Origin of the sequence: Saccharothrix ecbatanensis, from assembly GCF_014205015.1 — a bacterium.
Lineage (GTDB): Bacteria > Actinomycetota > Actinomycetes > Mycobacteriales > Pseudonocardiaceae > Actinosynnema > Actinosynnema ecbatanense.
In genome coordinates this window covers 511,690-525,681 of record NZ_JACHMO010000001.1, presented here as the reverse complement: position 1 = coordinate 525,681, position 13,992 = coordinate 511,690, and the positions used below count along the sequence as shown (strand labels likewise).

Below are 13,992 nucleotides of genomic sequence, written 5' to 3'. Positions count from 1 at the left end.
TCGGGTCACTCCCCGATGACGGCCCAGACGACCTTGCCGCCGCGCGACCACGGCGAGCAGCCCCACACCCGGCTGAGGGAGTCGACGATCGTGATGCCCCGGCCGCCCGGCCGCTGCGTGTCAATCTTCGGTTCCCGGGGCGGTTCCGGGCTCGCGTCGCGCACCGCGACGCTCAGCTGGTCGCCGCGCAGTTCCAGGCGCAGCACCGGCTCGGACCGGCCGTGGCGGACGGCGTTCTCCACCAGCTCGGTGGCCACCGTCACCGCGTTCTCGGTGAGGTGGTCGACCAGCCAGCGCTCGCACGCCTCGCGGACGAAGTTCCGGGCCAGCAGCCCGGCCACCAGGGTCTCGGGGAGCAGGATCTCGTCACGCCTGCGCTCGGGCGGCTGCCCGAGGGCCTCCAAAGCGGCGTCCAGCACCAGGAAACTCGGCACCAGCGTGCCCGCGCCGCCGTTGTCGAGCACCTCGCGGTGCAGGGGCGACTCCCCCACCAGCATGATCGGCACACCGGGCCATTCGGACACGCGCATCCACACCGTGGTGAAGACCGACATGAACGCGGGCGTCGCGCACTCGAACCCCTCGTCGAGCCGCACGATGACGGCCCTCGGCTCGTCCGCCGCGCACTTGAGCAGGCCGTCGCGCAGATCGCGGTAGGTGGTGAGGTCCAGCAGTCCCGTCGGGCGCACCACGACGGCGCCGTCCACGTCCGTGCGGTGGAGTGCGAACGCGGTCACGTGACGAACTCCTCTCCGACCTCGTCGGCCGGGTGGGCGAACGTGCCGGACAGCAGGTGGCGCCGCAGCACGTCGGCGGCCTGCGCGGCTTCCTCCTCGGTGCGCTGGAAGCGGCGGACCAGCATGTCCGCGCCGCGGGCGGACGCGTCACCGCGCATCCGGCGGGCCAGACCCGCCTTCTCCTCCAACGTGCGCAGCGCCGTCCACACCGCCTTCTCCAGCGCCGCGCCCTGCGCCTGCAACAACGCTTCGGCGGTCCACGCGTGGCCGACCTGGCAGCGGAACCGCTTCGGCACGCCGTCCGGTTCGGCCAGGGTCAGTTCGACCAGGTTGCCGTCGCAGTCGGGACAGCTGAAGTTCGACGGTCTCCCCAAGGGGATCACCTCATCGGAGCGCACTCCCCCGGTGGTGGCGGCGATCGCGGACTCGCGGCGGGCCAGTTCCGAGGGCTCCCCGCCCACGTCGACCCGCAGCCCGACGCAGTCCCGCAGCAGCGCTCCGATCTTGGCGGACGGGACCACGTGGTCGACGTCCAAGTGCCGCAGCACGCTGGTGGGCATCCCGTCGTAGAGCGCGTCTTCCGGGTCCTGCACGACGGTGAGGCCGCCGCGACCGGCGATGGTGAGCATGCCCGCGGTGCCGTCGTCCAGCGCGCCGGACAGCACCACGCCGATCACGCCCGCGCCGTGCGCGGTGGCGGCGGAGCGGAACAACGCGTCGACGGCCGGGCGGTGGCCGTTCTCGGTCGGGCCGTGCGAGAGGCGGGCCGAGCCGTCCACGACGAGCAGGTGGTGGTCGGGCGGGGCGACGTGCACCCGGCCCCGTTGGAGCGCCATCCCGTCGGACGCCGTGACAGCGGGTAGCGAACCGCTACGCCCGAGGATTCCGGCGAGCGCACTCGTGCCGCCGGCCGGCAGGTGCAGGACCACCGCGATGGCGGCGTCCAGGTCAGCGGGCAGGCCGGCGACGAACGAGCGCAGAGCTTCGACACCTCCGGCGGACGCGCCGACGACGATCAGGTCTCGCGTTGGCATCAGGTCACCCCGATCGGTGGATACCCGAGTTGCGCGAGCTTACTCGTCGTGACGACCGGCGCATCGGACCGTTCGTCGCCGGCCTGCCGGGCTGATGACTACTGAGCTGATGACTACTGGGCGGGGACTACTGGGCGGAGGAGCCGACCTTGGCCTTCGGGGTCCACTGGGTGTAGCCGGCGCGCTCCGCCTCGGCGACCGAGCGGAACGTGACATCGCCCTTCATCCGCTTGTAGTACGGCGAGTCGGGCGTGTGGAAGATCATCGACTTGGAGTTCGCCTTGACCTCGATCTCCTCCTCGCCATCCGCCGGCTCTTCGGCAACCGGGGCAGCCGGGGCTTCGGGCGCTTCCGGCTCGACAACCGCCGCCGGCTCGGGCTCGGGCTCCGCGACAACCTCGGGCTCCGCAACAACTTCCGGCTCCGCGACGGCCACCGGCTCCACGGCGGTCACGGGCTCCACGACGACCTCGGGCTCGGGAGCGGTCTCCGCGGTCACAACAGGCTCGGCGACAGGCTCAGCGGCAACGGGCTCGGTCGCAACTGGTTCGGTCGCAACTGGTTCGGTGGCAACGGGCGCGGTGGCGGCTTCTGCCGGCGCGGTTTCCTCGGAGACGACTGCCGTGGCTTCAGGCGCCGTGGCTTCAGGCGCCGACGCCTGCACCGGGAGCACGACAGGTGCGGGTTCGGGGGCCGTTGCCGGCTTGGTGTCGGCCGCCGGACGGTCGGCCAGGGCGCGCGCCGCGGCGTTGTGGCGCAGCCGGGTGAACGCCGCGCCGGCCAGGAACGCCACCACGCACAGGACGAGAGTGATCAACCAGGACACTGCAAACTCCTATACGGCCACTGCGAGCGGAACAGGACGCCGACTGGCGCATACCGACGAGCCGCGCGCGACCCATCGGCCGAATGTTCACCGTGTCGGGGACCACAGACTAGGCACGCGTCACGCGGCGTGTGGCAGCACCCCCTGCCTGCACCCGCACCGGCTGCACACCGGGTGCGCGGGCAGCCGCACATCGACCAGCAGCTTGCGCGCGTCGTCGAACGTCGGCACCCGTTGCCCTGGCACGAGAAGGCCGTCGAGCACCTCCTGCCGCCGCCGCGCCAACTCCCGTGAACGCTGCACCGGATCCTTCAGCCTCGCCCGCACCCGCTCGCGCGACTGCTCACGGGCCAACGTCCCCGCCGCGCTCAACGGCCGCGCCGGCCGCGGCTGGGTCAGCCGGGCGTTGCGCCGGTTGACCCGCCACCACGTGCCCAGCGTCATGCCGGGCACCGGGGGGCGCGCTCGGTGCGCGCCCCCCTGCTGCCACCACGAACGCAGTCGCGCACGGAGGAAGTCGTGCGCTACCTGGTCGCGGCTTCTCGGGCTGCCCTGCCTGGTGCCGTCCGGCCTGCGGTCGACCGCCGCCAGCAGGGCATCGACGCTCCACCCCTCGCCGAACCACGGCTCGACGACCCTGCGCACGGCGGCGCGGTTGGCGTCGGGCCAGGTCGCACGCAGGCAGAGCGCCTCGACCGCCGTGTCGATCTCGGCGTCGGTCTCGGGGATGACACGGCCGGGCCACTGACGGGGATCGAGTCGAACACGCATCTCATGGCTCCCTTCGAACGCGTACCGAACACCCGTTCGAGATAGTGCCACCGACCACCGACAATTCCGGAGCCATAGATTTGACTTATATAAGCTGAAACCGAAAGATGCAGGTCGTGCACGCGTTCGACGTACTCGGCGACCCGGTCCGCCGCCGCATCCTGGAGCTGCTCGCCGATGGCGAGCAGGCCTCCGGCGCGGTCACGGAGGTGGTCAGCCGGGAGTTCGGCATCTCGCAGCCGGCCGTATCCCAGCACCTGCGCGTGCTGCGCGAGAACGGCTTCGCCCGCGTCCGCGCGGAGGGCACCCGGCGCCTCTACGCGCTGGACGACCAAGGCCTGCGGGAGGCGGACGAGTGGCTGGACCGGTTCCGCCGGTTCTGGAGCGGCCACCTCGACGCGCTGGCCACCGAACTCGCGCGCGTCCAGCGCGAGAGACGACTCAGGGAGGAACGACAGTGATCGACATCGCCGACCAGCTCAAAGCCATCCAGCGCGAGGTCCACGCCGGCACGGCCGACACCGTGGGCGTGCTGCTGCGCCGCACCTACACCGCGGCGGCCGAGGACGTGTGGGACGCGGTCACCGACCCGGAGCGGCTCAAGCGCTGGTTCCTGCCGGTCAGCGGCGACCTGCGCGTGGGCGGGAGCTTCCAGCTGGAGGGCAACGCGAGCGGCGACATCCTGACGTGCGCGCCGCCGAAGCTGCTGCGGGTGACGTTCGGCGGCGAGACCAGCATCGTGGAGCTGCGCCTGATCCCGGAGGGCAACGACCGCACGACCGTCGAGCTGGAGCACACCGTGCCCAAGGCGATGGCGGGCAGCGGGGCGGGCGCGCTGTACGTGGGACCGGGCTGGGACGGCGCGCTGCTCGGCCTGGCCCTGTTCCTCGCGGGCGAGACGGGCGAGGGCTTCGACCCGACCACCGCCGCCGCCTCGCCGGAGACCCAGCGCTTCAACCTCGGCTCCATCGAGCTGTGGACCGCGGCGGTCGAGGAGTCCGGCACGGCCACGGCGGAGGAGTTGGCGGCGGCGGTCGAGGCGTCGAAGGCGCAGTTCGCGCCGGACGCCGAGGACCAGGCCTAGGGTTCGGCGATCTCGGCTTCGACGGCGTCGAGCGTCGTCTCGATCCCGTCGAAGCCCGGGTCCGTCGGTCTGGCGTCGTCGGCCCGGCACGCGACCAGCGACAGCAGCAACACCACCGCGGCCGTCAGTGCCTTCACTTCGTGCCGCAGTGGTCGGCCTGGAACTTGTCGACGCGGTGCTGGGCGTCGGCCAGCCTGGTCAGCTGGTCCCCGCGCCGTGCCGCCCGCTGCTCCAACCGTTCCGCGCGGGCGGTGTGGCCGGCGTCGCGGGCTTTCTGCGCGTTGGCCTGGAGCCAAGCGGTCGAACCGATCACCTCCGGTCCGCCGTTGACGCGGGTGGTGATCCGTTCGATCCGCTCCTCGATCCTCGGCGCGCGCTGCTCGCACAGCTGCTGGACCTTCTCCGGGCTGATGGTGATGGGCGCGTACTCCTGTGCGGCAGCGACACCGGTGGCGACACCCGTTGAGGTGAAACCGAGTGCGGCGGTCCCGATGACGGCGATGCGGCGAATCCACGTGTTCATGCCGATCACGATGGCGTCCGAGGGTGTGGGGCGTGTCCGGCGAGTGTTCGGATCACGCAAAGACGCCGGAACTCCCCCGTTTCGGGGTGCGGGCGAGTGGCAACCCTCTGCCGCATGACCGACACCTTGTGGGACGAGTTCCACCGCGTAGTGAACATGACCTCGCACGAGCTGGAGGACTGGCTGCGCACCCGCTCGGCGGACGAGGAGACCGAGGCCCTGCCCGACCAGGCGGGGACGCCTACCGGCCAGGAGGTGCTGCGGGTCCTGCGCAAGCGGCGCACCGACCTGACCACCGAGGACGTCAAGGTGATGCGCAAGGTCGTGGACCGGGTGCACGAGCAGCGGCGCGACGACCTGGAGCCGACGGCGGGCGAGGCGCACTGGAGGCACCGGCTGATGTCGATCGGCCACGACCCGCTCAAGCCCGCTTGAGCGCCGTCACCAGGGGGAGCGCCGTCATCGGGGGCCGACGCCGATTTTCTCGGCGTCACCCAACCGCACGCCCGCCTCGGGGACGAGGCCGAACTGCACGACCTGGCGGCGGGCGACGAGCTCGGTGAGCCAGTCGACGGCCACCCGCAGCCGGTTCCCGGGCATCGCCAGCAGGTGGTAGCCACGCGCCACCGCCTTCGCGGGCAGCCCGGTGAGCGGCACGTGCAGCGGGTCGGCGACGGCCTGGGCGCCGGCCAGGTCCACCACGAAGCCGAGGTCGCGGTGCCGGTACGTCCCCACGGCGCCGTGACCGAGGGAGGCCGCGACGTTCCGGCCGGCGAGCTTGCCCTGGCGTTGCGCGTGCTGCGCGGTCATCGGCGTCGGCTTGCCGTCGTTGAACACGTCCGGCACGGCGGCGATGTCACCGGCCGCGAACATGTGCGGGTTGGTCGGCACGGCCAGCGTCGGATCGACCGCCACGCGCCCCTTCACCGTGGCCAGCTTGACCGACTCCACCAACGGATCCGGCCGCACGCCGACACACCACACCAGCGTCCGGGTCGGGATCTCCGAGCCGTCGGTCAGCCGCGCGCAGTTCGCGGTGACCTCCTCCACGCTCGTCTCCAGCCGCACGTCCGCGCCCCGCGCCCGCAGCACCCGCGCGGCGGGCCCGGACAGCCGCTCGTCCAGCCCCGGCAACACCCGCGGCGCCATGTCCACCAGCACCCACTTCACCTGGGACTCGGACAACCCGCTGCGTCCGCGCAACGCCGACCGGGTGAGCTGCTGGCCCTGCGCCACCAGCTCGGTGCCCGTGTAGCCCGCGCCGACCACCACGAACGTCGCCCGCGCCGCCCGTTCGGCCGGGTCGGTGGCCAGCTCGGCCAACTCGACCTGCCGCAGCACGTGATCACGCAGGTACACCGCCTCCGCGACCGACTTGAACCCGAACGCGTGCTCGGCCACGCCGGGGATCGACATCAACCGGGTGACCGAACCGGCCGTCAGCACGAGCCGGTCCCACTCCAGGACTTGTTCGCGCCCCTCGACGTCCACCACGGTGCACGTCCGCGCGGCCAGGTCGAGCCCCGTCGCGTGCGCCTGCACCAGCCGGGTGCGCGGCAGCTTGGGCCGCAACGGCACGGCCACCCGGCGCGGGTCGAGCGAACCTCCGGCGACCTCGGGCAGCAGCGGGACGTAGAGCATGTAGTCGGTGGGGTTGACCGCCACCAGGTCGGCGGCGTCGGCCGGCAGCACCCGTTCCAGCGTGCGCAGGCAGTGGTAGCCCGCGAAGCCCGTTCCGACGACCAGCACGCGCGGCTTGCCCATGGCTCGATCCCTCCGGTGGGGAGTCCGTCTCGTCCCGTTCCGCTGGCGGGTACCCCGGACCAGGAACGGGTAGACACGATCCATGGCCCTGGGACTGCCCGACGCGATCACCGCCTGTCTCTTCGACCTCGACGGCGTGCTGACGAGCACGGCCGTGCTGCACCGCCGTGCCTGGCGGCGCACCTTCGACGACTTCCTGCGCCCGCGCGGCGAACCGCCGTTCGCCGAGAACGACTACATCCAGTACGTGGACGGCCGTCCGCGCTACGACGGGGTGCGGGCGTTCCTGACCTCGCGCGGGATCGCGCTGCCGGAGGGCGAGCCCGACGACCCTCCCGACCGGGACACCGTGCACGGCGTGGGCAACCGCAAGAACGACCTGCTGGAGGCGATCATCCGACACGAAGGCGTGACGCCGTACGCGGGCACGGTGCCCTACCTGCGGGCGGTCGAGGACGCCGGCCTGGGCATCGGCGTGGTGACGTCGTCGGCGAACGCCCGGAAGGTGCTCGACGCGGCCGGTCTCGCCCCGTTCGTGCAAGCCCTGGTGGACGGCGTGGTCATCAGCCGTGACGGGCTCAAGGGCAAGCCCGCGCCGGACTCGTTCCTGGCGGGCGCGCGGCTGCTCGGCGTCCGGCCGGACCAAGCCGCCGTGTTCGAGGACGCGCTGTCCGGCGTGGAGGCGGGCCGTGCGGGCGGGTTCGGGCACGTCGTCGGCGTGGACCGGACCGGTCAACGCGAAGCCCTGGCGGCACACGGCGCGGACGTCGTGGTCGAAGACCTCGCGGAGCTGCTGTGACGGGCTGGGTGGTCGATCCCTGGATGGTGCGGTGGGACGGCCTCGCGGTGGACCAGCTGCGCCGCACCGAATCGATCTTCGCGCTGTCCAACGGCCACATCGGCATGCGCGGCACGCTGGACGAGGGCGAGCCGCGCGGACTGCCCGGCACCTACCTGAACGGGTTCTACGAGGAGCACGCGCTGCCGTACGGCGAGTCCGGCTACGGCTACCCCGAGGCCGGGCAGACCGTCGTCAACGTCACCGACGGCAAGGTGATCCGGCTGCTGGTCGAGGACGAGCCGCTGGACATGCGCTACGGCCGGGCCCCCGTGCACCGGCGTGAGCTGGACTTCCGCACCGGAACGCTGCGCCGGCACACCGAGTGGGAGTCGCCGACGGGCCGCCGGGTGACCGTGCGCAGCGAACGGCTGGTGTCGCTGACCCAGCGCGCCGTGGCGGCCATCCACTACGAGGTCGAGCCGAGCGAGGACCTCCAGCTGGTGGTGCAGTCCGACCTGCTGGCCAACGAACCCGTCGAGCACGACAGCGACGACCCCAGGGTGGCCGCCGCGCTGAACGACCCGCTGGTGGCGGAGTTCGCGCACGTCGAGGACTACCGGGCGGTGCTGGCCCACCACGCGCGCAACTCCGGTCTGCGGATGGCCGCCGCGATGGACCACGAGCTGGAGGTCGAGGACGGCCTGCGCACCGAGATCCGCGCCGAAGGCGACCTTGCCAGGTTCACCGCCGCCATCGACGTGCCCGCGGGCGGAAAGCTGCGGCTGGTGAAGTACCTGGGCTACGGCTGGTCCGCGCAACGGTCGATCCCGGCGCTGCGGGCCCAGGTCGAGGCGGCGCTGGCGGGCGCGCGGCAGACCGGGTGGGACGGCCTGCTGGCGGAGCAGCGGCAGTTCCTGGACGACTTCTGGGAGGTCGCCGACATCGAGCTGCGCGGCGACGACGAGCTCCAGCAGGCGCTGCGGTTCGCGCTGTTCCACATCATGCAGGCCGCGGTGCGCGGTGAGACGCGGGCGATCCCGGGCAAGGGCCTGACCGGGCCGGGGTACGACGGGCACGCGTTCTGGGACACGGAGATGTTCGTGCTGCCCGTGCTGGCCTACACGGTGCCGGAGGCGGCGCGGGACGCGTTGCGGTGGCGGCACTCGACGTTGGACAAGGCGCGGGAGCGGGCGGCGGTGCTCGGCCAGCGCGGCGCGGCGTTCCCGTGGCGGTCGATCAGCGGCGCGGAGTGCTCCGCGTACTGGCCCGCGAGCACGGCGGCGTTCCACGTCTCCGGCGACGTCTCGCACGCGGTGGCGCAGTACGTGAACGCAACCGGCGACATGGCGTTCGAACGCGAGTGCGGCGCGGAGATCCTGGTCGAGACCGCCCGGCTGTGGACGTCGCTGGGGCACCACGACCAGCACGACGGGTTCCGCATCGACGGGGTGACCGGGCCGGACGAGTACTCGGCGTTGGCGGACAACAACGTCTACACCAACCTCGTCGCGCAGAAGAACCTGCGCTGCGCGGCGGACGCGTGCGACCGGCACTCCGACGTGGCCGAGCGCCTGGACGTGACCGCCGAGGAGATCGCCGGGTGGCGGAAGGCCGCCGACGTGATCGTGATCCCGTTCGACCAGCTCCTGGGCGTGCACCCGCAGAACGAGGGGTTCACGTCGCACGCGGAGTGGGACTTCGACGGCACCGACCCGGACGAGTACCCGCTGCTGCTCAACCGGCCGTACTTCGACCTGTACCGCAAGCAGGTGGTCAAGCAGGCCGATCTCGTGCTGGCCATGCACGTGCGCGGCGACGCGTTCACGCCGTTGCAGAAGGCCCGGAACTTCGCCTACTACGAGTCACGGACGGTGCGCGACTCCTCCCTGTCGGCGGGGACGCAGGCGGTGCTGGCCGCCGAGGTGGGCGCGTTGCGGCTGGCCTACGACTACCTGGCCGAGGCGGCGTTCACCGACCTTCACGACCTGCACCGCAACGTCCACAACGGACTGCACATGGCGTCGCTGGCGGGAGCCTGGGTGGGCTTGGTGGCCGGGTTCGGCGGGATGCGTGACCACGACGGCGGGCTGACGTTCGCGCCGCGCCTGCCGCCGGGGCTGAGCCGGATGGCGTTCCGGATGGCGTTCCGGGGCACCCGCTTCGCGGTGGAGGTCGAGCCGGGTTCGGTCACGTACCGGATCGTCGCGGGCGAAGCGTTGCGCACCCGTCACCACGGCGTCCCGGTGCTGGTCGAACCGGGCCGGCCGGTCACGTTGTCCACACCGGATCCGCCGGAGCCGCCGGTCCTGAACCAGCCGCCGTCCCGTGCGCCCGCTCGGCGGGTGCCACCGGGGGGATGAGGCGCCCGGCCGGGCTCCAGGGGGGATGGGAGCCCGGCCGGGACTGTTAGGCGACCAGTGGGGGGTGGTGGTCGCCTAAGCCCTCATCGTGGGCTGGAGTACCCCTGTTACCGGGTTTCAATCGCGGAATCGGGTACCCGATGCGTGATCTACGTCATCGCGGCGAAATGATCTCCGCAAAAATGCGGTTCCTACCGATCGCAAGGTAACCCACAGGAGTGAGAGGGGCAGCGCCGCGGGCCGTGGCCCTACAGGATTCCGAAACGTGAGCTCAACACCGATCTACGACGAGTTGGCGGCCACCTACCTCGCCGACCTCACACCCGACCCCCGCGAGCCGGCCGAACCCGTCCAGGCGGGCAAGACGGCGCCGCAGTCCCCGCCTCCCGCCGACCGGACCAAGACGCCGACCGAGCCGCGCAAGCGGCCCAAGGCCTGACTTCCGACCCCGGACTCCGCCGCCCGCGGCGGAGTGGCCGACCACTCCGGACGACCCCGATCGGGTGGAGCGGACCGCGGCACGGGCGTTGCTCCCGACAGCGGACTGCACACCGCCGGTGCCTGCCACCCAGAGCAGACCTACTCCCCGATCAGGTGATATCGATCGTGACACGTGCTGACCCGTAATACCGAACCGTGTACGGCGATGGGATTTCTAGGCGGAACCGCCACCCCTGGGGGATGAGCCGAACGGGCGCGGGTAACCCCCCGCCATGCGGAACGAGGCAGCCGTGAAGTCCCGGAAAGCCACGAAGAAGGCCGACCGCGAAGCCGACCCGACCACCGGGCGCCGGCCGTTCAGCCGGGCCCAACTGCTCGCGCTCCTGGTCGGCGCGCTCCAGCTCGTCCTCGCCTCCGTCCCGTTCCTCCCCCTCGCCGACAGCGGGACCCACGCCCTCTACGTCGCCACCGGCCTGGCCGGGGTCATGCTCGCGTGGGACCACCGGCACGCCCGGCTCTACGGTGTCGCCCTGGTCCTGCTCTACGGTCAGCTGTTCATCGCCGACGCCGAGGACACCGGCACCCTCGGTCTGCCCACGTGGGAGACGCTGGCGTACGGCCGGGCGGCCTTGGCGGGCGTGGTCATCGCCTTGATCCCGGCGTTCAAGCGCGAGTAGTCGCCGGCGCTCATCGTGCCGTCCGGGTTGAACCGCAGCTTGTCGTCGCCGCTGCGGGCGATCGACTCGAACATCGCCCGGTCGGACTTGGTGGTGGGCCGCCAGTACATGTGGGCGCCGTGGGTCACGCCCATGTCCAGCGACATCATGGTCGCCACCGCCCGGTCGTAGCGGCGGCGGGTCAGGGGCATGCCACCGGACGCGCGGATGTCGAACACGTCGTGGTCGCCCGTCAGCGGCCGTAACCAGCCGCGCCGGTCGTACCCGTGCACGACGCCGTCCCGCACGACGTACTCGCCCCGGCGTTCGAACAGGGCCATCTTGTCGCGCAGCGCGTCGAACTCGGTGCGCCGCTGGTCGTACCGGCGGAGCAGCCGGTCGCTGAGGTCGAAGCGGGGCAGCGCGGGCCGGAAGTAGCCGACGAGGCCCCGGTGGCGGCGGGCCGCGCCCAGCCGGACGTCCAGGTCGTCGATGGTCTTGGCCTTCACCGCCTCCGGTTTGGGCAGCGCGCCTTCGCGCAACCAGCCCACCGCGTGCGGGTTCGTCGCCCGCACGTCGATGACCAGGTCCTGCTCGGCGGCCACCTGCTGGAACTTGCGGGCGTTCTCGGTCGGCATGCCGAAGACAGGCTCCACCGACGCCAGGGGGAAGAGGTGATCAGTGCGCACGGCTATTAAGGTCCGCCCGAAATGCGCGTGCACCAGAGGACCGGCTTCGGTTAGCTCGAAGCGTGACCCCTGATTCACTGATCGGACTTCTGGCGGAACCCGAACGGTTGCGGGTGGTGGCCGCGCTGGTGCTGGGCGCTCGCACGACCGGGGACATCACCGGGTCGACCGGGTTGGACGCCCGGCAGGTCGGGCGGTCGTTGCGCCGGCTTCGGTCGGCGGGGCTCGTCGTGACCGACGGATCGGTCCTGCGAGTGCGCGAGGAACTGTTCAAGGAGGCCACCCGGGTCGAACAGGCGAACCGGGTCCCGGAGGACCCGTTCGTGCGGGACGGGCGGCTGGTGAAGCTCCCCGCCCAGCGTGGACGCCGGCGGGCTGTGCTCGAACAGGTGAGCACCACGTTCGAGCCGGGTAAAAGGTACCTCGAACGGGACGTGGCGGAAGTGCTGAAGCGCTGGTGCGAGGGCGGCGAGGTCGACCACGTGACCGTGCGCCGGCACCTCGTGGACGAAGGACTGCTCAGCCGGGCCGACGGGGAGTACTGGCGCAGCGGCGGCCCGGTGAGCGTCTGATCAGCTGGGTTTTTTAACCGAACGTGTCCGGATCGGGGCCGATGCGCCGGCCGCGGTCCATTTCGGCGATGCGGCGCAGGTCCTCGGCGTCCAGTTCGAAGTCGAAGACGGCGAAGTTCTCCGCGATCCGGCTCGGCGTCGCCGACTTGGGGATGACGACGTTGTCCAGCTGGAGGTGCCAGCGCAGCACGACCTGCGCCGGGGTCCGGCCGTGCTTCGCGGCGATGTCGGCGACGACCGGATCGGACAGCAGCTCGCCGCCCTGCGCCAACGGGCTCCACGCCTCCGTCGCGATGCCGTGCCGGACGTGGAACGCGCGCAGTTCGGCCTGCTGTAGCCACGGGTGCAGCTCGACCTGGTTCACGGCCGGCACCGCGCCGGTCGCCTCCACCACCCGCTCCAGGTGCGCGGGCTGGAAGTTGGAGACGCCGATGGCCCGGACCCGGCCGTCCGCGGACAACTTGCCCAGCGCGCGCCAGGTGTCGACGTACCGGTCCTGCTTCGGCGCGGGCCAGTGGATCAGGTACAGGTCGAGCCGGTCCAGGCCGAGCCGCTCGGCGCTCGCGTCGAACGCGCGGAACGCCTCGTCGTAGCCCTGGTCGTCGTTCCACAGCTTGGTCGTCACGAACAGCTCGTCGCGCGGGATCCCCGACTCCGCGATCGCCCGGCCGACCGGCTCTTCGTTGCGGTAGGCGGCGGCCGTGTCGATGCTGCGGTAGCCGGCCCGCAGTGCCTCGGTCACCGTGGCATATGTGTCCTCTTTGGACACTTGGAAGACACCGAAACCGAGCTGCGGCATGGTGACGCCGTTGTTCAGGGTGATGGTCCTCATGGGCACCATCATGCGCCGCGTCAGCCGACGAGCGCCACGCGGCGTTCCACGTCGTCGGGCAGGGTGTGCCGGTGCCGCACCGCCGCGGGCAGCCTGCGCAGCGCGGCGGCCAGTGCCGGGCCCGCGTCACGGTCGCCGAACGCCCTCCCGGCCAGCGCCAACGTCTGCCCGAGCACCACCCCGATCGGACGGCGCAGCCAGGTGGTCAGCAGCTCGTTGCGCATCTCGACCCGCCGCCGCCAGGCTGACGGCGGCCGGAACGAGGACGGCTGGTGGTGCGCCACCACGTCGTCCACATAGCAGCACGCCCACCCGGCCGCGGCCATGTCCCAGGAGAACAGGCGCTCCTCCCCCGGCCAGAACAGCACGGGGTGGAACCCTCCCACCTGGAGGAACGCCGACCGCCGCACGACCGCGCCGCAGCACACGAAGCCCAGCACGGACGGTCCCGGCAGGTCGTCGTCACGTCCCAGCACCGAACGGGCCATCTCGTCGCACACCGGGTCCAGCCGGCCGTCGGGTTCGACGATCGTGCGGGCCGCGATCAGCCCCAGCCGAGGGTGCCGGTCGAACAACTCCTCCGCGCACGGCAGCGCGCCGGGGGCCCACCACGAGTCGTCGTCGCTGAACGCGACGTACGGGGTGGTCGCCCGCCGCACGCCCTGGTTGCGCGCCAACGCGCCCTCGTTGCGGCCCAGGGCCAGCACTTCCACCTGGTCGAAGTGCTGCCGAACGCGCGCCACCGTGTCGTCGGTCGAGCCGTTGTCGACCACGACGACCGGCACGTCCAGCTCTCTTAGTCGGGTCAACGTGCGCGTGAGGTCGTCCACCCGGTCACGGGTGGCTATCACCACGGTCGTTCGGGACACCAGCGGGTACTACCCGGAGAAGCCGCGGTTACTCATCGGATCGACGGGTAGGC

The 13,992-nt window shown here is 71.8% G+C and carries 17 protein-coding genes; 7 read left to right on the top strand and 10 right to left on the bottom strand.

What is annotated here, in order from left to right; translation table 11 throughout:
• Positions 1-5 precede the first annotated feature (5 nt).
• The 4 genes from F4560_RS02440 to F4560_RS02425 form a co-directional block, all read right to left on the bottom strand.
• Positions 6-737, bottom strand: a complete 732-nt coding sequence (locus F4560_RS02440) for an ATP-binding protein (RefSeq protein ID WP_184915624.1) — start codon at positions 735-737, stop codon at positions 6-8.
• Positions 734-1,771 (bottom strand): chemotaxis protein CheB, encoded by a 1,038-nt coding sequence (locus F4560_RS02435; RefSeq protein ID WP_184915622.1) that lies wholly within the window; start codon positions 1,769-1,771, stop codon positions 734-736. The genes F4560_RS02440 and F4560_RS02435 overlap by 4 nt, the downstream gene beginning before the upstream one ends.
• Before the next feature lie 127 nt (positions 1,772-1,898).
• A complete protein-coding gene (locus F4560_RS02430; RefSeq protein ID WP_184915620.1) occupies positions 1,899-2,567 on the bottom strand; it encodes a sunset domain-containing protein in 669 nt (222 codons plus the stop codon).
• Between the two features lie 150 nt (positions 2,568-2,717).
• On the bottom strand, positions 2,718-3,368 hold the full coding sequence (locus tag F4560_RS02425; RefSeq protein WP_184915619.1) for a hypothetical protein: 651 nt from the start codon (positions 3,366-3,368) through the stop codon (positions 2,718-2,720).
• 116 nt (positions 3,369-3,484) lie between these two features.
• Between F4560_RS02425 and F4560_RS02420 the strand changes: the two genes are divergently transcribed.
• Together F4560_RS02420 and F4560_RS02415 are read left to right on the top strand one after the other, a co-directional pair.
• Positions 3,485-3,829: an ArsR/SmtB family transcription factor gene (locus tag F4560_RS02420; RefSeq protein ID WP_184928844.1), complete on the top strand. Its 345-nt coding sequence runs from the start codon at positions 3,485-3,487 to the stop codon at positions 3,827-3,829.
• On the top strand, positions 3,826-4,452 hold the full coding sequence (locus F4560_RS02415) for an SRPBCC domain-containing protein (RefSeq protein ID WP_184915618.1): 627 nt from the start codon (positions 3,826-3,828) through the stop codon (positions 4,450-4,452). The genes F4560_RS02420 and F4560_RS02415 overlap by 4 nt, the downstream gene beginning before the upstream one ends.
• Here F4560_RS02415 and F4560_RS02410 read toward each other — a convergent pair.
• Together F4560_RS02410 and F4560_RS02405 are read right to left on the bottom strand one after the other, a co-directional pair.
• Positions 4,449-4,589, bottom strand: coding sequence for a hypothetical protein (locus F4560_RS02410; RefSeq protein ID WP_184915612.1), 141 nt, complete (start codon positions 4,587-4,589; stop codon positions 4,449-4,451). The two genes, F4560_RS02415 and F4560_RS02410, sit on opposite strands and share 4 nt — an antisense overlap.
• Positions 4,586-4,975 (bottom strand): hypothetical protein, encoded by a 390-nt coding sequence (locus tag F4560_RS02405; protein WP_184915609.1) that lies wholly within the window; start codon positions 4,973-4,975, stop codon positions 4,586-4,588. Before F4560_RS02405 ends, F4560_RS02410 begins: the two co-directional genes overlap by 4 nt.
• A 114-nt stretch (positions 4,976-5,089) precedes the next feature.
• Here F4560_RS02405 and F4560_RS02400 point away from each other — a divergent pair, with 114 nt between their 5' ends.
• A complete protein-coding gene (locus F4560_RS02400) occupies positions 5,090-5,410 on the top strand; it encodes a DUF3140 domain-containing protein (protein ID WP_184915607.1) in 321 nt (106 codons plus the stop codon).
• A 24-nt stretch (positions 5,411-5,434) separates the two neighbouring features.
• Here F4560_RS02400 and F4560_RS02395 read toward each other — a convergent pair whose 3' ends face one another.
• Positions 5,435-6,739, bottom strand: coding sequence for an NAD(P)/FAD-dependent oxidoreductase (locus tag F4560_RS02395; protein WP_184915603.1), 1,305 nt, complete (start codon positions 6,737-6,739; stop codon positions 5,435-5,437).
• Between the two features lie 82 nt (positions 6,740-6,821).
• Between F4560_RS02395 and F4560_RS02390 the strand changes: the two genes are divergently transcribed.
• The 3 genes from F4560_RS02390 to F4560_RS02380 all read left to right on the top strand — a co-directional run bounded on the left by F4560_RS02390 (position 6,822) and on the right by F4560_RS02380 (position 10,319).
• Complete coding sequence (locus tag F4560_RS02390) at positions 6,822-7,538, top strand: HAD family hydrolase (RefSeq protein ID WP_184915600.1); 717 nt, start codon at positions 6,822-6,824, stop codon at positions 7,536-7,538.
• Positions 7,539-7,561: 23 nt separating this feature from the next.
• Positions 7,562-9,880 (top strand): glycoside hydrolase family 65 protein, encoded by a 2,319-nt coding sequence (locus F4560_RS02385; protein ID WP_184928843.1) that lies wholly within the window; start codon positions 7,562-7,564, stop codon positions 9,878-9,880.
• Positions 9,881-10,145: 265 nt separating this feature from the next.
• Positions 10,146-10,319: a hypothetical protein gene (locus F4560_RS02380; RefSeq protein WP_184915597.1), complete on the top strand. Its 174-nt coding sequence runs from the start codon at positions 10,146-10,148 to the stop codon at positions 10,317-10,319.
• A 549-nt stretch (positions 10,320-10,868) separates the two neighbouring features.
• Here F4560_RS02380 and F4560_RS02375 read toward each other — a convergent pair.
• A complete protein-coding gene (locus F4560_RS02375) occupies positions 10,869-11,666 on the bottom strand; it encodes a hypothetical protein (protein ID WP_312868202.1) in 798 nt (265 codons plus the stop codon).
• A gap of 62 nt (positions 11,667-11,728) precedes the next feature.
• Between F4560_RS02375 and F4560_RS02370 the strand changes: the two genes are divergently transcribed.
• A complete protein-coding gene (locus F4560_RS02370) occupies positions 11,729-12,238 on the top strand; it encodes a DUF2087 domain-containing protein (RefSeq protein ID WP_184915594.1) in 510 nt (169 codons plus the stop codon).
• A gap of 13 nt (positions 12,239-12,251) precedes the next feature.
• On the opposite strand, the gene F4560_RS02365 is transcribed toward F4560_RS02370, so the two are convergent.
• Together F4560_RS02365 and F4560_RS02360 are read right to left on the bottom strand one after the other, a co-directional pair.
• Complete coding sequence (locus F4560_RS02365) at positions 12,252-13,079, bottom strand: aldo/keto reductase (protein ID WP_281392046.1); 828 nt, start codon at positions 13,077-13,079, stop codon at positions 12,252-12,254.
• Between the two features lie 11 nt (positions 13,080-13,090).
• Entirely contained in the window at positions 13,091-13,942 is an 852-nt protein-coding gene (locus F4560_RS02360) for a glycosyltransferase family 2 protein (RefSeq protein ID WP_221483952.1), read from the bottom strand.
• Positions 13,943-13,992: the final 50 nt, after the last annotated feature.

Excerpts from the sequence above, each read along its gene's own strand:
- F4560_RS02425 (WP_184915619.1), bottom strand. The coding sequence starts at position 3,368 with ATGCGTGTTCGACTCGATCCCCGTCAGTGGCCCGGCCGTGTCATCCCC.
- F4560_RS02395 (WP_184915603.1), bottom strand. The coding sequence starts at position 6,739 with ATGGGCAAGCCGCGCGTGCTGGTCGTCGGAACGGGCTTCGCGGGCTAC.
- F4560_RS02435 (WP_184915622.1), bottom strand. The coding sequence starts at position 1,771 with ATGCCAACGCGAGACCTGATCGTCGTCGGCGCGTCCGCCGGAGGTGTC.
- F4560_RS02400 (WP_184915607.1), top strand. The coding sequence starts at position 5,090 with ATGACCGACACCTTGTGGGACGAGTTCCACCGCGTAGTGAACATGACC.
- F4560_RS02385 (WP_184928843.1), top strand. The coding sequence starts at position 7,562 with ATGGTGCGGTGGGACGGCCTCGCGGTGGACCAGCTGCGCCGCACCGAA.
- F4560_RS02390 (WP_184915600.1), top strand. The coding sequence starts at position 6,822 with ATGGCCCTGGGACTGCCCGACGCGATCACCGCCTGTCTCTTCGACCTC.
- F4560_RS02365 (WP_281392046.1), bottom strand. The coding sequence starts at position 13,079 with ATGGTGCCCATGAGGACCATCACCCTGAACAACGGCGTCACCATGCCG.
- F4560_RS02405 (WP_184915609.1), bottom strand. The coding sequence starts at position 4,975 with ATGAACACGTGGATTCGCCGCATCGCCGTCATCGGGACCGCCGCACTC.